The sequence below is a fragment of the Betaproteobacteria bacterium genome, assembly GCA_016791345.1.
Classification (GTDB): Bacteria; Pseudomonadota; Gammaproteobacteria; order Burkholderiales; family JAEUMW01; genus JAEUMW01.
The window spans coordinates 1-20,247 of the sequence record JAEUMW010000022.1 but is presented as its reverse complement, the minus strand read 5'-3'; the positions used below and the strand labels follow the sequence as shown (position 1 = coordinate 20,247).

Sequence of the window (20,247 nt, the reverse complement as noted above, 5' to 3'; positions counted from 1 at the left end):
CAGCGCCATTCCCGGCAGCTGAGCCTGCGATGCGCTCCCGACTGCCAGCGTACCGAAAGCCAAGAGAGCGTAGTGCACCAGATGGTCTCCGCCCTCGGCAGTCCGCATGACCTCGCCCCTGATGGACGGGATGGCAAGCGCCGCCAGTCCCAATGAGGAGAGGCAGACCAACTGGAGCAAGCGAGCGTTGTCGTGAAGACTCGGTGTCCAGAACGGTGCCTGCGTCGGTCCGAAGACGAGGTAGAATGCGACACAGCCGAGCCACACGAGACTCGCGTCACAACGTTCGATATAGGTTTCCAAGGACATAAAAAAAGGGCCCCTTGACGGGGCCCTCGTTCCGACTTCCTTCTGAGTTCTGAGATCGATCAGGAGGCAGGATTGCGGCAGTTCGCCGGCACGTACTTGTAATTGCCCGTGCCACCGCCGACGCCGCAGGACCAACTCATCGTGTTGTCCGCAGCGTTAAGCGCGCCGCTGAAAGTGAGGTTCTGACCATTCAATGAGCTGTTAATGTTCTGCAGTGAGGCCTCAATCTTGACAGGGTTACCAGTCGTGTAAGTGAGCGTGTTTACGTAGTTCGCGTTCGCGGGTTTGGAAATACCGGCTGTCGGCTGGTCCGGTGGCACTATGCCCTGACTCGAAGCGTACTCGCTCACTGATGTCTTTGCCGCGGCGAGCGTCGCCATGACTTCCGTCACCTTCGAGCGGGCGATGTAGTCCTGATACGCCGGCAACGCGATCGCCGCGAGAATGCCGACGATCGCCACAACGATCATGAGTTCGATCAGCGTAAAGCCTTGTTGTACACGTTTCATCATAGTCTCCAAGTTTGTTTAGGATTTCACTGCTCAAGAAAACACTTTTTCGTGTTTGCCCAGATAACGCAACCCGCGTGCCACGCTGGCAGACCGTTCGTCCGCACACACAACATGCTGTTTTTTCGTGGCAAACAAGAGCTCTTGGCGCCGATCGGAGCTTACGCTGCACCGTAGAAAGATGCGGAAGGCGCTTCGCGGAAGGCGCCCTGTCTGCGTTCCGTCGAAGCAGCCGCCCAATGCCATTCACCGAAGCCATCCGTCAGTTGCGGAAGCCCGGTATGCGAGACAGATCGACCTCATCGATCTGTTCGTCGTCGAGAAACTCATGGGCAAACTTGAGCCAAACCTTCTCGCGTATGAAGACGTCGAACAGGTCGGGATCAATGTGATTGTTGACTTTGAGCTTGCCGAGAATGGCGAGCGCTTCAGTGAGCTTCTTTCCCTTCTTGTAGGGGCGATCCGCAGCAGTCAACGCCTCGAAAATGTCTGCGATGCCGATAATGCGGGCAGGTATCGACATCTGCTCCCGCGTGAGCCCGCGCGGATAACCCTTTCCATCCATGCGCTCATGGTGCCCACCAGCGTACTCCGGCACATTCCGCAGGTGCCTCGGCCACGGCAACGACTCCAGCATCTGAATCGTGACCTCGATGTGATGATTGATGATCTGTCGTTCCGTGGCTGTCAGGGTACCGGAGCGAATCGTCAGATTGATCATCTCTTCGTCGCTTAGGACGTTCGTATGCTCCCCGCGCTCGTTGCGCCATTTCCGGTGCGCTCCGATAGATCGGACTCGCTCCTGATCTTCGACACTCATTACTTCCGATCCTATGTTCGAATGCCTGAGGAACGTCTGCTCCTCAGAAAGATCGGCCAGCACTTGTTGACATTGGGAGGAGAGTCTGGCGACTTCCCCTGTGTCCCCGCGTTCCATGGCCTCGATCTGACCGCGCAACATGGCGATTTGCGTGTCACGCTTCAGCACTTCGAAGCGCGTGTCGATCAACTGAATGCGGTCAAAGATGGTCTCCAGCTTTGTCGCTTTGTCCACAACGTGGACAGGGGTCGTGATTTTTCCGCAGTCATGCAGCAGACCGGCTATCTTGAGTTCATACCGATCTGTGTCAGTCATGATGAACTCGCGCAGAGCACCGTCGCTGCTGGCGTGTGCGGCCTCGGCAAGCATCATGGTCAATGCCGGGACGCGTTCACAGTGACGACCCGTATAAGGCGACTTGTCGTCAATTGCGGCGTTGATGAGATTGATAAACGACTCGAACAGTTGCTCCAGCTGGGTTATAAGCAACCTTGTCGTAAGAACGATCGCAGCCTGTGACGCAAGAGACTCTGCGAGCCGTTGGTCTGCCTCGGAGAAAGCGATGATCTCCCCCGTCCGCGCGTCCCTTGCGTTGATCAGCTGCAGTACCCCGATGACCTCGTCCTCATGGTTCTTCATCGGAACCGTGAGGAAAGACTGTGATCGGTAACCGGTCTTCGCGTCGAAGCTGCGTGTGCCGGAGAAATCGAAACCTTGGACGGCGTAGGCGTCCGCTATGTTGACGGTGCTCTCGCGAAGCGCGGCGTAGGCGACAACCATCGCTTCGTTCGGCTGTCCTTTTTCGTTGAATAGCGGAATCGGATCGAGCTGTATCGGTCGTCCCGTTGTTCCGCCAAGCGCAATGCCCAGCGAATCCGTTCGCATGATCTCAAAGCGGAGGTGCGCGTCCTCGATTCGATAGAGGGTACCGGCGTCCGCTTGCGTAATCCTCTTGGCAGCGAGCAGGACAATCTCCAAGAGTCGATTGATGTCCTTCTCCCGCGAGAGCGCGATGCCTACGCGATTCAGTTCCTCCGCTCGATCATAGAAGTCGAAGGCGGATTCGACATCGATCCTCATGCACGCCTTTCCTTCGCTAGCTCGGTAATCCCGCCAAGTCGTATCACTTGATACATACAGCCCGCACCTGATGCATGTCGGTGATCCCTTGCAGCACCTTCTCTATGCCGTCCTGCTTTAGGGTCCGCATCCCTTCCTCGAGCGCCGTGACGAGCATGTCGGCCACGCGCGAGTGTTCCTGTATGTGTTTCTTCACCGCGTCACTGCCCACGAGAAGTTCATGCAGACCGACTCGCCCACGATATCCGGTGCTGTTGCAGGCCTCGCATCCCACGGGCGCGTAGACGGTAAACTGTCCTTGCTCGTCGGCGAATGACTTGACCCATTCCTTGTAGATTTCTTCGTATGCCCCTTTGGGATCGGCCTTCCAGTAGGGGGTGTTCTTGAGCTCCTGACAGTACTCCTCGAGCATCATCTTCACTTCATCCTGACCGGCTGTCCTGGCCTTCTTGCACTTACTGCAGAGCCGCTTTGCCAAGCGTTGCGCCAGTACCCCGAGTAGCGCATCGGCAAAGTTGAACGGATCCATGCCCATGTCAAGGAGCCGCACAATCGACTCTGGTGCACTGTTGGTGTGCAGGGTCGCAAAGACCAAGTGCCCCGTGAGAGACGCCTCGATCCCGATGGCCGTTGTCTCCTTGTCGCGCATCTCGCCCACCATGATGATGTCCGGGTCGGCTCGCAGGAACGCCCGCATGGCAGTGGCGAAGTTGAGGCCCGCCTTCACGTTCATCTGAACCTGGCGCAGGCCACGCTGGGTGATCTCGACCGGGTCTTCCGCGGTCCAGATCTTGGTCTCGGTTGTGTTGAGATACCCCAGAACCGAGTGCAGAGTAGTCGTCTTCCCGGATCCAGTGGGTCCGCATACGAAGAACAGGCCGTAAGGCTTCGAGATGCAGTCCTTTATTGTCTCGGCATTGCGCTCGGAGAGCGCGAGCTTATCCAAAGGAATGGGCTCCCCCGCCGCAAGAATTCGCATCACGATGTCTTCCAATCCGCCTTGCGAAGGAATGGTTGCGACGCGTAGTTCAATATCCAGCGGACCGAAGCGCTTGAACTTGATCTTGCCGTCTTGCGGCTTGCGACGCTCGGCTATATCGAGGTCGCACATGATCTTTATGCGGGCGGCGATCGCCGCACGATAGGAGGCTGGCACCGAAATGTACGGGAACAGCGTGCCGTCCTTGCGAAAGCGCACCTCCGTCTTCCCTTTCCCGGGATAGGGCTCGATATGAATGTCGGATGCCCCTTGGTGAAAGGCATCGATGATGATCTTGTTGACGAGTTTGACGACCTCATTATCCTGCGCCTGGTCAATGCCGTCTGCATCTGCTGATTCCAGGTCCCCGTCTTCCGTAAGACCATCGAGGATGTCCCCGATGTCTCCTGAGTCGGCAATGCCACCGCCGTAAAAGAGATCGAGATAGTTCCCGAACTCCCGGCGAGTGGTTACCCGATAGAGAATCTTGCTCTTGGGAAAGACGTTGTTGACGATGCGAGCGCTGCGAACCCTCTCCGGGTCGTTAGAAACGACGAGAATCCCTTCCTTGGAGTCCTCGATTGGAAGCCACTGGTTCTCCTCGAGGTAGTTGCGATTCAGGTTCTTTAGCAAGTCCATCGGTTTGACGATGTCGGACTTGTAGGGCTGATACGGTACGCTGAAGAACTCGGCGAGAGCGTTGCCCACCGTGTCGACTCTCACCTGGAACTCGTCGATCAGTACGTCCTCGACATCCAAGTTCTTGCGGCGGGCAGAGCGTGTCGCAAGTTCCAGTTCATCGGCCGAGATTGCGGCGTTCACAACGAGATGGTCAAACTTTCCGCGGAAAAGCTGCTGCGCCTTGTTCCGCTGTCGCAGCGCTATGGCAAGAGTTTCTGCAACACCCGCCACGCCCTCCTCTGCCGCGCGTGTGAAAGCCCCCCGACTCGATTTGGTATTGATGAGCTGGATGACGCCCAGAAGCGCCTGGTTTGCATTGTCGATGATCGGCGCCACGAGCATCTGTCGGGTCCGATACCCAGTACGCTTGTCTACCTCCTTGAGAAAATGGATGGGGGGTTTGTAGCTGCGAAGCTCCTGATCGTCGTATACATCCTTGATGTTGAGTGGGCGGCGGTGAACCGCAACGTAACCGGCGACGCTCTGCTCGTTGATGGGGAGCTTTAGTTCCTTGAAGGAGGCAAGACCTGTCTTGACCTTAGATACGATCGTCTGCTGGTCCTCGCTGGTGATGTAGATCGTGAGACGGTCGGCCTCGAGCAGATTGCAGAGGTCTTGACTGACTTCCAGCATGAGTTCTTCGACGTTGGCCGCTGCGTGAATTCGGTTGGTCAGCGCCTGTAGCTGTTTGGAGAACTCCAGCTTTGCTGCGAGGTTCTCCTGCCCCGGTGTCGCGGGACGCGGCTCCATCGTTGCACTCATGCCGTACTCGACCTCCGCTCACACCCGCGGTCTACACCAAACCAGATCCATTTGCTTTTTCCAGCCGCGAGAACGCGCAGCGTACTGCCGCCGCAGCATCCCGCCCCTCTCGACTCTTTCTTTGCTTTTGCAGTTGGCTTCGACATCGCGGAAATTGCGGCGCTCTGGCCAGTTCCCAGCTTGGATTGGGCCTGGGCGACCGTTGAGTTGGACGCAGCAAAGCGACTGCAAAGATCATACCGATAACTTAACCGAAACTCGCGGAGGCGAGTTGGCGTGGTATCAATGGGGACTAAAGACTAAAAGTCGAAGCTTTCGCCGTGCAGAAGCATGCGCGGTCGGAAACGGCCAACCTGCGAATGTATCTCCCGCATCGTGAGTTCCGATTCGCCGGGCTTGAGGTGAGTAATCAGTATCTCGGCCGGACGTTCCAGTTGCGCGAGCTCTGCCGCGAGCATGGATGGACACAGGTGCTTCGACGCAATGGCAACGTCGTGTTCCTTGTCCGGGAACGCGGTCTCAATGATGAGATAGCGCAGGTTTTCTATCTTGTTGACGTATCGCCAGAGCGCGGGATTCCGGGTTGTGTCGCCCGAAAAGATCAGGCTGCCCTTCCCACTATTCAAGTGAAATCCAACTGCCGGCACTACGTGGTTTGCCGGAATGGCGGCCACAGATCGCCCATTGAGTTCTATCGGTTCTCCCAGCCGGAAGGGCTCATAGCAGAGGTAAGGTCGGTCCGCGCTCGGGATCGTAGTAAAGTCCGGCCATATATGCCAGTTGAAGATATGCTCGCGCAAAACCCTAATGGTCTCCTTCGACCCGTGTACGGTAAGTGGCCGCGCGCGAAGGTAGCCAACTGAATCGACAAGAAATGGGATACAGGCGACGTGGTCGAGATGCGCGTGCGTGACGAACACATGATCAATGCTCGCCATCTCGGAAAGACTCAAATTTCCCACCCCTGTCCCTGCGTCGATGAGAATATCCTCATCGACAAGAAACGAAGTCGTGCGGAGGTTGCCGCCGATGCCGCCACTACATCCGAGAACTGTGAGTTTCACCGCAGTGCCGCCCTTTAGGCGATTGGGCGCTTGATAGCGAGAGGAAGGGAACTCGACCGACTTTTGGCGGAGGTTGCTACAGGAGGAATCGAGGCGACGTCTCTGCGGTAAGCCATGATACCAACCTCCAGCGTCAGTGTCGCCCAGCAGGAGAGGGTGGAGCAGAGGACCTAAACTCACTGCGCGCTTGCGAGGAGCGGTGCAGGAAACCGCCGCTCGCTACGCGTCAAGCCTTCAGAAAGTACTCCATTTTCACCCCCGCCAACTCGACGATGTCGTGGTCATTGAGGGGATGCGCCTGTGCGTCCAGAGACTTTCCGTTGAGGATCGGGAAGTTCGCCCCCTCCACGTGGGTAATGTAGTAGCCCTGCGGTCGGCGAGTAATGACAGCCACCTGCACGCCTGGCTTTCCTACGGTCGTCAGGGACTTGGAGAGTTCAAGTTCGCGACCCGCGCTCGGTCCGGTCAGGATCTGAACCGCAGCTAGGGGCATTGGCGCAGGACTGGGCTGCGATAGGGTGACGGACCGAGCGGCAACTGCCGCGGATTGTGAGAGCATGGCTGCGACAGGTGCCGAGGGCGTGTGCGCATTTCCTACCCCTACAGTGCCTTGGATACCTGCCGTCATAGCCGTCGGAATGGCGTGCGCAACATCCCCGACACCTGTCGTTGTATACGGTTGCGGAGGGCTCCCCGCCATCGATGACGCGGCACGATTTAGAGATGTGACGGTACCTACGCCATGGGTTCGGCCCATACGTCCCAACTGCGTATCGCTCAAACCTCTCGGCCCGGACTGCGTTCTGGTCATTGGTGCTCGCAAGACCATCGTCTTCTCGAAATCCGCCGCTGTGGTGGTTGACGCCACCTCATTGATGTACTTGAGTTTGTACTTACCGACTTCGACGACATCCCCGTTCTGAAGGAAGTGTTTCTTTACGCTCGTGCCGTTCACCAGTGTGCCGTTAGTACTTCCCATGTCCTCTAGAAACGAGTCATTGAGAATAGTGACGATGACGGCGTGTTCTCCACTTACCGCAAGATTGTCGATCTGGATGTCGTTGTGCGGCTTGCGCCCGATGGTAGTGCGCTCCTTCGTGAGTTCCTGTTCCTTGAGCACGATTCCATCGAGGCTGAGAATCAACTTCGCCATTGCATAATCCCCGTAGCTCTATTTGATCCAAGACTTGAGTTTGGCGAAAAAACCCGCAGATGCGGGAAACGGTTGCAATACGCGTACCAGAATCACGGAGATGTTGTCTCGCCCGCCGCGGTCATTGGCAAGGCAAACGAGGCGATCGGCGGCAAGCTGCAGCTTATCCAGCATGGTCACCAGGACATGCCGTATTTCCTCTTCACCAAGCATGTCAGAGAGGCCGTCCGAGCACAGCATGTAGACATCACCGGGCAGGACGTTGTGGACGTTAATTTCTGCCGCAACTCCCGGATCGATTCCCAACGCGCGGGTCACGAGATTCCTGTTCTGCGACCGACGCGCCTGCTCCAGGGTCAGCAGCCCACGGTCGATCTGCTCCTGGAGGAGACTATGATCCCGTGTGATCTGCTCGAAAGCGTCGTCGCGCAACCGATAGAGGCGCGAGTCGCCGACGTGCCCCACCACCACCCGGTCGTCGTGAAAAAGAGCGGACACCAGCGTCGTCCCCATACCCGAGTATTGAGGCTGACCCGCAGCGGCAAGCAAGATGGAGGCATTCGCGCGGGCGATCCCGTCTCTGAGCAACGTGACTCCCACTGGGTCACAAGCGTTGCAGCTTGCACGTTGCGACTGCTTCCGGCCGAGTGCAGCCGTGAGACCCGTCATCAGCGTCGCCACTGCAATCCCGCTCGCCACCTCGCCTGCACTGTAACCACCCATGCCGTCGGCGAGCACGGCCAAACCTACATCTGCGTCGATGCCGATGCAGTCCTCGTTATGGTCTCTCAGCCGTCCGACATCCGTGACACCTGCAGTTTCCAGGACTCTTCGCAGGTTCACAGCGGTGCCTCATCGAAGGTGGAGTGAGCGGTGTGTCCGCAAGGAACCGCCATCGGGGATTTCGCAGGGAGGGGGTAAAACATCGTGATAACGCAGGGCGCAGAAGCCAAAAGCATGGCGTGTGCCCGACGCTTTTGTCCGTGGTCTGACGCGCCCGCCAGCGCGGCAGCCCGCTGGGTGCAGCGATCGCCGCTACCGGCGCGGAAAGACAGGTTTATGCCCGCTCAGGCCCGCAGCGGATGGTACTCGTTGGTCTTCGGTGGTTCCTTGGAGAAAGCGCCTGCGTCGCGCATGGCGGCGATCTCGGCGTCTGCGTAACCCAGAACCTGACGCAGGACTTCCTCCGTATGCTCACCGAGGAGTGGGGAACGGGCGACGTCCGCGGGCGAATCCGACAACTTGATGGGCATCCCGACGTTGTGCCATTTGCCGCGCTGCGGATGGTCCAGTTCGACGTACATGTTACGCAGCCGGACATGCTCGTCGTTGGCCAGGTCGTGGGTGCTCATGATCGGCCCGCAAGGCACATCGAGGTCATTGAGGAGCTGCATGAACTCGGTTTTGGTGTAGTCCGCCGAAAACTCGTTGATCAGGCGCCACATCTCGTTCTGGTTCTTCCGGCGCTCGCCTATGGTGGCGAAACGCCCGTCCTTCACCAGCGCCTCACCGCCGATGCGGTTCGCAAGACCGTTCCAGACAGCTTCCTGCACGACCACATAGATGTAATCGTTGGGACCGCCCGGCTTGCAGCGCACAGCATTCCCGAGCTGCCCTCCGCCCGAGTCGTTGCCCGCGCGCGGCGTCGCTTCGCGACCGTCTGTGGCAACCGAGTACTCCGCCAGCGGGCCGTGCGTCAGCCGCTGATGATCGCGAAACTTGACGCGGCAGAGGTTCATCACCGAATCCATCATGGCCACCTCGACATACTGACCCTGTCCGGTCTTGTTCCGATGGTGCAAGGCCGCCAGGATGCCGATGGCGAGGTGCAATCCGGTACCGGAGTCCCCGATCTGTGCGCCCGTTACCAAGGGGGGGCCGTCGTCGAAACCGGTTGTGCTCATGGCGCCCCCCATCGCCTGAGCAACGTTCTCGTAAGCCTTGAAGTCGGCGTACGGCCCACTCGAACCGAAACCCTTGATCGACGCCATGACGATGCGCGGATTGATCTCGTGCACCTTTTCCCAGGGGAAACCCAGGCGGTCGAGCACTCCCGGCCCGAAGTTCTCCATCAACACGTCGCACTGCTTGATGAGCGCAATGAAGACCTCCTTGCCTGCCGGGTTCTTCATGTTCACCGTGATCGATCGCTTATTGCAGTTGAGCATCGTGAAATAGAGGCTGTCCGCGTTGGGAACGTCACGCAACTGTCCGCGCGTCACATCCCCGGTCGGCGGCTCGAACTTGATGACGTCCGCCCCGAGCCAGGCCATCAGCTGGGACGCGGTGGGTCCCGCCTGCACGTGGGTCATGTCCAGGATGCGAAAGCCGGAAAGTGCCTTGTTCATTGCGAAGGTCCTCGGTTCGATGAAACGTGCGAAGGGGGTTCGGCGGCGGCGCCGTCAGGAATACTTGGAGGAAGGAAACATCTTGCTGCCGGCCATGAGCTTGAGCTGATCGTCGATCTCGACGACCTGCGACACGCCGCGCACGACCCGTTCCGTCCCCTCCCGCTCTGCCTGCGAGACGACAATCCCACGCAGGATGATGCGACCGCCGTCTGCTTCGATGGTGACACGGACGTCGCGGGTGGCCGGATTGTCGCGCAACGACGCCCGAACCTGCGCCTCGAGCGTCATGTTGGCGAGCTTGGCGCGGGACGCCGCTGTTTCCTGGAACTCGGGCCGCGTCAACAGCTGCTGAATCTGTTCCACGCAGCTTTCGATCGTCAGGCGGTCGGTATTGAGCGTGAGGTCGTACAGCGCCGGGTCGCCCCAGGTCACCCCGAACCGCTCGTGCATTCGCGCCGCGTGCGCGCTGTCGGAACGATGAATCTCGTGCAGGGCGGCTTCCGTGTCGTCGAGTTCGACGTGTTCCATCAGCCAGCGCACCCGATTCTCGACAGAACGGGTGATGCGGATGCAGGGAATATGGGGAACCGGTCGGAGCAGGCACGTCGCGCCCCACCCCCGGATCACCACATTGCCTTCGGAGGCGATCGTCAAGACCTCCTCCGCGGCAAAGACAGCCTCGGCGCTTTCATCCGTTCGCAGCTTCTCCAGAAAGCCGACCTTGCCTTCCCGCAGCCGCCGGATCAGGCTTTTCGGCACGTGCAGACGTTCCGCGATCTGATCGCCCACTTCGTGCTGCAGCGATCTCAATCCCATGCGGGACGCAAGCTCGATCGCTACGTCCCGCGCGAGCGAACCCATTTCATGGGTCATGGCAATGACCGGCATTTGCGTACTCCTTCTCGCCTATTCCCGCTCCTGCTCGAACGCCTCGATGCGCCCGGACCTGATCTTTCGTATCGCAGCCGACAGCAGCGGCCAGAACAGCATCACGATCGCCAGCGTGGCGATGCTTCCCACCAGCCAGTTGGACCAGAAGATCGACAGACTTCCCTGCGAGAACAGCATGGATTGACGAAACGCGTCCTCGGCCTTGTCTCCGAGCACGAGCGCCAAAACCATCGGGGCAAGCGGGTAGTTCAATTTCTTGAACACATACCCCACGACGCCGAAGAGCAGCATCAGCCACACGTCGAGCATCGCGCCGTGCACGGTGTAGGCGCCGATCGCGCACACCACAATGATCAAGGGCGCGATGATGGAGAACGGGATACGCAGGATCGCCGCAAAGAGCGGTACCGACGTCAGCACGACGATCAGGCCGGCGATGTTGCCGAGATACATGCTGGCGATGAGACCCCAGACGAAGTCCTTCTGCTCGACGAAGAGCAGCGGTCCCGGTTGCAGGCCCCACATGATCAGTCCTCCGAGGAGGACCGCCGCCGTGGGTGACCCGGGGATACCAAGGGCAAGCATCGGCAGCAATGCGCTGGTTCCCGCGGCATGCGCGCCCGTCTCCGGGGCCACGACGCCTTCCAACTGCCCGGTGCCGAACTTTTCGCCGTTCCTTGAAGTGCGTTTTGCCACCCCATAGGCCATGAAGGACGCCGGTGTCGCACCGCCCGGCGTGATTCCCATCCAGCACCCGATGACGCAACTGCGCAAGATCGTCATCCAGTAACGAGGTAGCTTTTTCCAGGTCTCCAGCACGACCGCCGGATTGATCCGTGCGCTCTGCCCCCTGAACGCGAGCCCCTCCTCCATCGTGAGGAGAATCTCGCCCACACCGAAGAGACCGATCACCGCAACCAGAAAATCGAAGCCACGCATCAATTCGGTAGATCCGAACGTGAGACGCAGCTGTCCGGTCACCGTATCGAGACCCACCGCCGCCAGTGCGAAGCCGAGCATCATGGCAGCGAGCGTCTTGAATGGCGAACCCTTGCCCATGCCGACAAAGCTGAAGAAGGTCAGCATGTACACCGCGAAGAACTCCGGCGGCCCGAACTGGAGGGCAAACTTCGCCACCAGCGGCGCCAGAAAAGTGATCATCAGCACGGCGACAAAGGCGCCGACGAACGACCCAGTGAACGCTGCCGTCAGCGCCTCGCCGGCCTGTCCTTGTTGCGCCATCGGGTAACCATCGAAGGTGGTGGCAACCGACCATGGCTCGCCGGGGATATTGAAGAGGATCGATGTGATGGCACCACCGAAAAGCGCCCCCCAATAGATGCAGGAGAGCATGATGATGGCCGAGGTTGGTGGCATGGTGAAGGTGAGCGGCAGCAGGATCGCCACGCCGTTCGCCCCGCCCAGACCGGGAAGCACACCGATCAGAACACCGAGCACGATGCCGACGAACATGAGCACGATGTTGTAGCCGCTCAACGCGACGGCAAAACCATGGAACAGAGAGCTGAGCTCTGCCAACGCGGCCTCCCCTTCTAGAAGCCTAGCATGCGTTCGATCGGTCCTTTGGGCAGCGGGACCGCGAACCACTTCTCGAACGTGAAGAAGAACAGCACGCCGACACCGACACCGACCAGGATCGCGCGTGCGATGCTGTAGCGGCCGAGCCAGTTCATGAAGACGGTGATGTACAGCGCGGACGCAACGTAGATTCCGAGAAAATGGATGAGCCCGACGTAAACCGCGGCGGGCAGGAGTACGGTGAGGATCTGCCGCACCTGCTTCCCGTCGACGAAAATCTCCCGCCCTCCTCCGGCCGACAGCGCTCGAAACGCGATCGCCGCGGCCGAAACGCAAAGGGGGAGGCCGATATAGAAAGGGAAATAGCCGGACTGGGGACCGTCCGCGGTCCACCCCGAACCAAGCCGCCGGCTGTCGTAGACCACGATCGCTCCGACCGCAAAGAGGACAGCCGCGGTGATCACCTCCACCACCGCGACCGACGGTCCTCGGCGCGCCTCGCCCGGTTCCTCGCCGGGATTGCTCATGCGGCGCTCACTTGGCGAGGAAACCCGCCTCTTCCATCAGCTGCTTGTGGGCACCCTCGGCCTTCGCAAGCCAGCTCTTGTACTCGTCGCCGGCCATCGTCGTCTGGTTGAAGGCGCCCTTTTCCATGAACTCCTTCCACTCGGCGGTCTCCCGCACCTTCTTCATCAGGTTCTGAAAATAAGCGACCTGTTCCGGCGTGACGCCGCTGGGCATGAAGATGCCGCGGAGCATGACGTAGTCGAGGTTGACGCCAGCCTCCTTGCACGTCGGGATATCGTTCCACGACTGCGTGTCGGTGATCTTCTGCTTATAGGGTATCCGCTCGTCGTCGAAGACACACAGGGGTCGCAACTGGCCGGCCCGCCACTGCGACACCGCCTCGATCGGGTTGTTGACGGTCGAATCGATGTGGTTGCCAACCAGTTGCACCGCGACTTCACCGCCGCCCTTGAACGGTACGTAGGTGAACTTGGCACCGGTGGCCTTCTCGAGGCCGACGGTGATGATCTGGTCTTCCTGTTTGGAGCCCGTCCCGCCCATCTTGAACTTGCCGGGGCCGGCCGCCTTCGCCGCGGCGAGGTATTCCTGCACCGTCTTGTAGGGTTTCTCGGCATTCACCCACAGCACGAACTGGTCGAGCGCCATCATCGATACCGGCGTCATGTCCTTCCAGTTGAAGGGGGTACCGGTCGCAAGCGGGGTGGTGAAGAGGTTGGAAAGCGTGATGATGATCTTGTGCGGATCGCCCTTGCTCTTCTGCGTGACGTCGAGGAAGCCCTCGGCCCCGGCGCCTCCCGCCTTGTTGACCACCACCAGGGGCTGGTTCGTGAGCCCGTACTTGGTGACGATGCCCTGAATGAGGCGAGCCATCTGGTCGGCGCCCCCTCCGGTCCCGGCAGGCACCACGAACTCGATGGGTTTGGTGGGCTCCCATGCCGCCACGGCGGGGCTCGCGGCCGAAACACCGGCCAGGACCGCCGCCGCAACAAGAGCAGCGGGGCGTCTACGCACTACGGGGTTCGTTTCCTCGGGCATTGCGTGCTCCTATTGAGGTTTTGGGAGGATCGGTCCGGCGGCGATCGCCGAAACCGGCTGTGCGCAAGCAATTAGCATTCACGGCCCAGGGCATCTCATTTGACGAGCAGGACCGGGCAAGGAGCGAGATGGATGACCTTGGACGCGACCGACCCCAGGAGCAAGCCGGCCACGGCCCCGAGTCCGCGCGACCCCATGCAGATCTGGTGACAGCGACGCTTCTTCGCATACTCCACGATGACTTCGGCCGGGGCCCCGGTTGCGACGTGAAACGAGTACGCCACGCCCGCGCGGTCGAGCCGTTCGCGCGCCGACTTGAGCGCCGCATGACCTTCGTCCCGGTAGTACTCCTCCAACTGCTCCCGGTTGATGAACGTCTTCACGTTGCCCGAGAGAATCGGCAGCTGGACATTCAGACGATCGATCTCGACCCGCGGCTTGTACCAGGGAAGAAGATGGATCACGTGGTCCACCGTCCGCTGCGAATCATCGGAACCATCGACGGCGAGCAGGAATTTCAGCGTGTCCACGGGCCCGGTTTCATTGGTGTTGGGAGGTGCGTGCGGCGCGCTTGCCGACCGCGGCCGAGGCGAGTGCCGGCCGCAGGTGCCGTGCCATCAGCTTGCCGGCAATGACCACGAGAACGGCACCGGCGACGGGCGCGGCAAGGGGAAGCCACGGCGCGTTCGCGGCGACCCAGTCGTGTATCGCCACGTCGCTCGCCAACATGCTGCCGCCGATCCATCCGAGCAGGGCACCGCCCGCGGTGATGATGAGCGGGTAACGCTCCATCAGCACCAGCACCAGCTTGCTGCCCCATACGATGATCGGCACGCTGATGAGCAGACCGAGCACGATCAGAATCATGCTGTCCTTGGCCGCGCCGGCGATCGCGATCACGTTGTCGAGGCTCATCACCGCGTCGGCGATGATGATCGTCTTGATGGCGCCCAGCAGATGGTTCGACGCTTCGATCTCGTGCCCGCCGTCGTCCTCCGGCAATAGCAGCTTGACGCCTATCCACAGCAGCAGCAACGCGCCGACGATCTTGAGATAGGGAATCCGCAGCAGCGTGATGGCAAAGAAAATCAGCGCGACGCGCAAGGCGATGGCGCCGAACACGCCCCAAAGAATGCCCCGATTGCGCAGGCGCGGCGGCAGCTTGCGGCAGGCGAGCGCGATCACCACTGCATTGTCGCCACCGAGGAGGATATCGATGGCGATGATCTGCAGCAGTGCAACCCAGAACTGGGGACTCGCGACGTCCACGCGAGCCCCTAGGTGCCGACCCGATCACACCGCACCCGCGCCACGATCGTCCGCGCAGTCACACGACTAGAAGAGGCCGACAACCTTGCCGCTCTCATCGATGTCGATCTTCTCGGCCGACGGCACTTTCGGCAGTCCGGGCATCGTCATGATGTCACCGCAGATCATCACGATGAACTCGGCTCCCGCGGCAAGGCGTACTTCCCGCACGTTGACGACGTGTCCGGATGGCGCGCCGCGCAGGCTCGCGTCAGTGGAAAACGAGTACTGCGTCTTCGCCACGCAAACGGGATAATGACCGTAGCCGTCGTCCTGCAGCTTCTTGATCTGCGCGCGTACCTTGCCATCGGCCGAGATGTCGGCCGCGCCATAGATCTTCGTCGCAACGGCCTTCATCTTGTCCCACAGCCCGAGGCTGTCGTCGTAGACGAAGCGGAAGTCCGACGGCACGCGCTCGATCAGGTCGACCACCGCGCGCGCCGCCGTCTCGGCGCCCTTCCCGCCCTCGGCCCAGTGCTTGGCCAGCACGACCGGCGCTTCGTGGTGCGCCATCTTCTGGGTCAGAAGCTTGATTTCGGCCGGCGTGTCGAAGGTGAAATGGTTGATCGACACGACGCAGGGGAGGCCGAAATGGTTGCGCACGTTGTTCACGTGGCGCTCCAGGTTCTCGATGCCCTTCTCCAGCGCCGGCAGATTCTCGCGGTTCAACTCCTTGAGGTCCGCGCCGCCGTGATACTTGAGCGCACGGACAGTTGCGACGATCACCACGGCTGACGGACGCAGGCCGGACTTGCGGCATTTGATGTCGATGAACTTTTCCGCCCCGAGATCGGCACCGAAGCCGGCCTCGGTGACGACGTAGTCGGCAAGCTTCAGCGCCGCCCTGGTCGCGATCACGGAATTGCAGCCGTGCGCGATGTTGGCGAACGGTCCGCCGTGGATGAAGGCGGGGTTGTTCTCCAGCGTCTGCACGAGATTGGGCTTGAGTGCGTCCTTCAGCAGCACCGTCATGGCGCCGTGCGCCTTGAGGTCGCGCGCGCGCACCGGCTTCTGGTCACGCGTGTAGCCGACCACGACGTTGCCGAGACGCTCCTTCAGATCCTTCACCGAAGTCGCGAGGCAGAAAATCGCCATCACCTCGGAGGCCACCACGATGTCGAAGCCGTCTTCGCGCGGGTAGCCGTTCGCGGTGCCCCCCAGTGAGCAGACGATGTCGCGCAGCGCGCGGTCGTTCATGTCCACGACCCGCTTCCAGGCGATGCGCCGCACGTCCAGGCCGAGTTCGTTGCCGTGATGGATGTGGTTGTCGACCATCGCCGCCAGCAGGTTGTTGGCGAGCGCGATGGCGCCGAAATCGCCGGTGAAGTGGAGGTTGATGTCCTCCATCGGCACCACCTGTGCATGACCGCCGCCGGCGGCGCCGCCCTTCATGCCGAACACCGGGCCGAGCGACGGTTCACGCAGGCAGATGATCGCCTTCTTGCCAATGCGGTTCAGCGCATCGCCGAGTCCGACCGTCGTGGTCGTCTTGCCTTCGCCGGCAGGCGTCGGACTGATTGCGGTGACGAGGATCAGCTTGCCATCCGGTCTTCCCGCCAGGGAATCCAGGTAATCCAGTGAAATCTTGGCCTTGTAGTGGCCGTAGGGCTCGAGGTGGTCCTCGTCCAGCCCCAGGCGCTCCTTGGCAATCTGCGCGATGCGAACGAGTTTCGCCTGCTGGGCGATTTCGATGTCGGACGGCATGTTACGAACTCCTCCATTTGGTCCATTCGCCAACGAATAGTTGTCAACCTCGCGCGGTGCGCGAAATGCACACCGGCCATCCGCGCCGGCGACGCTGCTTCATCCCTTTGCGGCGGTCAGGCCGCACCCGACAGCAACCGGCCGCCGCCGTAGCTCGAAGTTGCGGCGAGCCGACCGCCCTTCTTCACGCGCACGGCGCAGTACTTGAACTCGGGAATCTTTCCGAATGGATCGAGCGCCGGATTGGTGAGCAGATTCGCCGCTGCTTCGTAGTAGCAGAACGGGATGAACACGGCACCCCGCGGCGTGCCGTCGTCGGCGCGCGCATAGAGCGCGATGGCACCGCGCCGCGAGGCCACGGTGGCAACCGTCCCGGGCCTGATGCGGAGGGCTTCCAGATCGAGCGGGTGCAGGGACGCCACCGGGTGTGGTTCGATGGCGTCGAGCACGCTCGCGCGGCGCGTCATCGCGCCGGTATGCCAGTGCTCGAGCTGGCGCCCGGTGATGAGCACCATCGGGTAGTCGTCGTCCGGACGCTCCGCGGCCGGAATGATGTCGGCGGGGACGAGGCGAGCCCGACCGGTCGCGGTAGGGAAATGGTCGACGAACACCACCGGCTGGCCGGGGTCATCCTCGCTGGTGCACGGATAGGTGACGCAACCTTCGCGCTCGAGACGCTCCCAGCTGATGCCGGCAATCGACGGCATCGCCTGGCGCATCTCCTCGAAGACCTCCGCAACGCCGCTCTCCGGACCCTCGTAGCGCCAGTCGAGGCCGAGACGCCGCGCCATCTGCTGGATGATCCAGAGATCCTGCCGCGCCTCCCCCGGCAGGTCGAGCGCGCGCCGCCCGAGCTGCACCATGCGATCGGTATTGATGACCGTTCCGGTCTTCTCGGGCCAGGCCGATGCGGGCAGAACGATGTCCGCGAGATAGGCGGTTTCCGTGAGGAAGATGTCCTGCACGACCAGCCAGTCGAGTTCTGCCAACGCCTCGCGCGCGTGGTTGAGATCGGGATCCGACATCGCCGGGTTCTCGCCCATGATGTACATGCCACGGATGCGCCCCTGGTGGATGGCGTCCATGATCTCCACCACCGTGAGACCGGGATGCGGATCGAGATGCGACACACCCCACAGCTTCTCGAACTTGGCGCGGATCTCCGGACTGTCGACACGCTGGTAGTCGGGGTAGACCATGGGGATCAGGCCGGCGTCGGAAGCTCCCTGGACATTGTTCTGGCCGCGCAGGGGGTGCAGACCGGTGCCGGGTCGGCCGACCTGACCGGTGATCATGGTGAGCGCGATCAGGCAGCGGGCGTTGTCCGTGCCGTGCACGTGCTGCGATACGCCCATGCCCCACAGAATCATCGACGCCTTCGAGGTCGCGAAGAGCCGCGCCACCTCCCTGATCTTGCCGGCCGGAATGCCGCACAGCGGCGCCATCGCCTCGGGACTGTAACCCGCGACGTTCGCCTTGATCTCATCGAAGCCGAGTGTCCGGCTGCCCACGAACTCTTGGTTCACCAGCCCTTCGTGGACGATGGTGTGCATCATGGCGTTGAGCAGCGCGACGTCGGTGTCGGCGTTGAACTGCAGCACGTGCGTCGCGTAGCGTGCCAACTCGGTGCGACGCGGATCGGCAACGATGAGCTTCGTGCCGTTCGCCACGGCGTTCTTGATCCAGGTCGCCGCGACCGGATGGTTCACGGTCGGATTCGCACCGATGATGAGAATCACCTCCGCCTGCATCACATCCATGACCGGATTCGACACCGCCCCCGAGCCGAGTCCTTCGAGCAGCGCCGCCACGGACGAGGCGTGGCACAGACGCGTGCAGTGGTCGACATTGTTGTTGCCGAAGCCGGTGCGCACCAGCTTCTGGAAAAGATACGCGCACTCGTTGCTGCCCTTGGCCGAGCCGAAGCCGGCCAGGGCACCGGCACCGAGCCGATCGCGCAGAGCCTTCAGCTTGCCGGCTGCCAGATCGAGCGCTTCCTCCCAGGTCGCCTCGCGGAAGACATCACGCAGATGCTCCGGGTCCATCTTGAAGTCGGCCGACTTCGCCACGCCCTCGCGCCGCACGAGCGGCTGCGTGAGCCGCTGCCGATGGTGCACGTAGTCGAAACCGTAACGGCCCTTCACGCACAGGCGGCCACGGTTGGCTGGGCCGTCCCGGCCCTCGACGTACAGGATCTGGTTGTCCTTGACGAAATAGGCGAGCTGGCACCCCACGCCACAGTAGGGGCACACCGAATCGACGACCTTGTCCGGTACCTGCAGTCCGGCACCGCGCGCCGGCATCAGCGCCCCCGTCGGGCACGCCTGCACGCACTCACCGCAGGCCACGCAGCTGCTGTTGCCCATCGCATCGTCGAAATCGAAAACGATCTTCGAATGATCGCCACGCCACGCATAGCCGATGACGTCGTTCATCTGCAGTTCGCGGCAGGCGCGCACGCAGCGGGTGCACTGGATGCAGGCATCGAGATTGACCGCCATCGCGGGATGCGACAGATCGGCGGCCACGCGCGGGCGGGGCGGGAAGCGCGGCTTGCCGATTTCGAGCTTCTCCGCCCACTCGTGCAGTTCCGAGTGCAGCGTGAACTGTTCCTCCGGCGTGTCGGACAACAGGAGTTCGAGCACGAGCTTCTGCGCGTTCATCGCGCGCCCGCTGTCGGTGGACACTTCCATGCCCGGCCGCGGAAAGCGCGCGCAGGAGGGCGCGAGCGTACGCTCCCCCTTGATCTCCACCATGCAGGCGCGGCAGTTGCCGTCCGGCCGCATACCGTCCGTATAGCAGAGATGGGGAATCTCGATGCCGTATCTGCGCGCAGTCTGCAGGATGGTTTCGTCGCCACGCCCCACCACCGACTGGCCATTGATGACGAACTCGACCGGCAGGGCCGCGATCTCGGATTGGCTGGTTGCCGTCATGCGCAGATACTCCCTCGCCCGTTCATCCGCGCTGCCCCGGTTCGCCCTGCAGCTCGTGGCTGAAATACTTGAGCACCGAAAGCAGCGGATTGGGCGCGGCCTGCCCGAGTCCGCAGATCGATGCGTCCATCATCGCCTCTGCGAGCTGGGTAAGCAGCGGCAGATCCCATTCCGGCTGTTCCATGAGCGCGAGCGCCTTGGCGGTGCCCACCCGGCATGGCGTGCACTGCCCACAGGATTCGTCCTTGAAGAAGCGCATCACGTTGCGCGCGGCGTCGAGCGCGCGGTCGTGGTCGGAGAGCACGATGACCGCCGCCGATCCGATGAAGCAGCCGTAGGGCTGCAACGTGTCGAAGTCGAGCGGCAGATTGCCCAGCGATGCGGGCAGGATGCCACCCGAAGCACCGCCCGGCAGATAGCCGTAGAAGCTGTGGCCGTCCAGCATGCCGCCGCAGTATTCGTCGATCAGGTTCTGCACCGAGATGCCCGCAGGCGCCAGGTGCACGCCGGGCTTCTTGACGCGCCCGCTGACGGAGAACGAGCGCAGACCCTGGCGCCCGTTGCAGCCGAATTCCGCAAACCACTGGCCGCCACGTTC

At 61.5% G+C, this 20,247-nt stretch carries 15 protein-coding genes and 2 pseudogenes; all 17 read right to left on the bottom strand.

The annotated features are described in order from the left end of the window. Positions 1-368: 368 nt before the first annotated feature. The gene (locus JNK68_00755) at positions 369-818 is read right to left on the bottom strand and encodes a pilin (GenBank protein ID MBL8538874.1); all 450 of its coding nucleotides are present in this window, start codon (positions 816-818) and stop codon (positions 369-371) included. Positions 819-1,080: 262 nt separating this feature from the next. Next, entirely contained in the window at positions 1,081-2,718 is a 1,638-nt protein-coding gene (locus JNK68_00750) for a GAF domain-containing protein (GenBank protein ID MBL8538873.1), read from the bottom strand. A gap of 43 nt (positions 2,719-2,761) precedes the next feature. After that, positions 2,762-5,140 (bottom strand): GspE/PulE family protein, encoded by a 2,379-nt coding sequence (locus JNK68_00745; GenBank protein ID MBL8538872.1) that lies wholly within the window; start codon positions 5,138-5,140, stop codon positions 2,762-2,764. 299 nt (positions 5,141-5,439) lie between these two features. Continuing rightward, positions 5,440-6,204: a 3',5'-cyclic-nucleotide phosphodiesterase gene (locus tag JNK68_00740; protein MBL8538871.1), complete on the bottom strand. Its 765-nt coding sequence runs from the start codon at positions 6,202-6,204 to the stop codon at positions 5,440-5,442. A 226-nt stretch (positions 6,205-6,430) separates the two neighbouring features. Beyond that, positions 6,431-6,685 (bottom strand): annotated as a pseudogene (locus JNK68_00735) (hypothetical protein). Positions 6,686-6,964: 279 nt separating this feature from the next. Continuing rightward, positions 6,965-7,357: pseudogene (locus tag JNK68_00730) on the bottom strand (FHA domain-containing protein). Between the two features lie 18 nt (positions 7,358-7,375). Beyond that, on the bottom strand, positions 7,376-8,200 hold the full coding sequence (locus JNK68_00725; GenBank protein ID MBL8538870.1) for a serine/threonine-protein phosphatase: 825 nt from the start codon (positions 8,198-8,200) through the stop codon (positions 7,376-7,378). Positions 8,201-8,424: 224 nt separating this feature from the next. Continuing rightward, positions 8,425-9,705, bottom strand: coding sequence for a formyl-CoA transferase (gene frc / locus JNK68_00720; protein ID MBL8538869.1), 1,281 nt, complete (start codon positions 9,703-9,705; stop codon positions 8,425-8,427). 54 nt (positions 9,706-9,759) lie between these two features. After that, the gene (locus JNK68_00715) at positions 9,760-10,596 is read right to left on the bottom strand and encodes a cytidylate kinase family protein (GenBank protein MBL8538868.1); all 837 of its coding nucleotides are present in this window, start codon (positions 10,594-10,596) and stop codon (positions 9,760-9,762) included. Positions 10,597-10,614: 18 nt separating this feature from the next. Beyond that, positions 10,615-12,138 carry a tripartite tricarboxylate transporter permease gene (locus JNK68_00710; GenBank protein MBL8538867.1) on the bottom strand — a complete coding sequence of 508 codons (1,524 nt, stop codon included), beginning with the start codon at positions 12,136-12,138 and terminating at the stop codon, positions 10,615-10,617. Positions 12,139-12,152: 14 nt separating this feature from the next. Continuing rightward, entirely contained in the window at positions 12,153-12,665 is a 513-nt protein-coding gene (locus JNK68_00705; GenBank protein MBL8538866.1) for a tripartite tricarboxylate transporter TctB family protein, read from the bottom strand. A gap of 7 nt (positions 12,666-12,672) precedes the next feature. Further along, positions 12,673-13,701: a tripartite tricarboxylate transporter substrate binding protein gene (locus JNK68_00700; protein MBL8538865.1), complete on the bottom strand. Its 1,029-nt coding sequence runs from the start codon at positions 13,699-13,701 to the stop codon at positions 12,673-12,675. A gap of 95 nt (positions 13,702-13,796) precedes the next feature. Continuing rightward, on the bottom strand, positions 13,797-14,222 hold the full coding sequence (locus JNK68_00695) for a universal stress protein (GenBank protein ID MBL8538864.1): 426 nt from the start codon (positions 14,220-14,222) through the stop codon (positions 13,797-13,799). 19 nt (positions 14,223-14,241) lie between these two features. Then, positions 14,242-14,970: a TerC family protein gene (locus JNK68_00690; GenBank protein MBL8538863.1), complete on the bottom strand. Its 729-nt coding sequence runs from the start codon at positions 14,968-14,970 to the stop codon at positions 14,242-14,244. Positions 14,971-15,036: 66 nt separating this feature from the next. After that, positions 15,037-16,713 carry a formate--tetrahydrofolate ligase gene (locus tag JNK68_00685; GenBank protein ID MBL8538862.1) on the bottom strand — a complete coding sequence of 559 codons (1,677 nt, stop codon included), beginning with the start codon at positions 16,711-16,713 and terminating at the stop codon, positions 15,037-15,039. 116 nt (positions 16,714-16,829) lie between these two features. Then, on the bottom strand, positions 16,830-19,649 hold the full coding sequence (gene fdhF, locus JNK68_00680; GenBank protein MBL8538861.1) for a formate dehydrogenase subunit alpha: 2,820 nt from the start codon (positions 19,647-19,649) through the stop codon (positions 16,830-16,832). Between the two features lie 22 nt (positions 19,650-19,671). Beyond that, positions 19,672-20,247, bottom strand: a 576-nt coding sequence (locus JNK68_00675) for an SLBB domain-containing protein (protein ID MBL8538860.1), incomplete at its 5' end; no start/stop codon positions are given.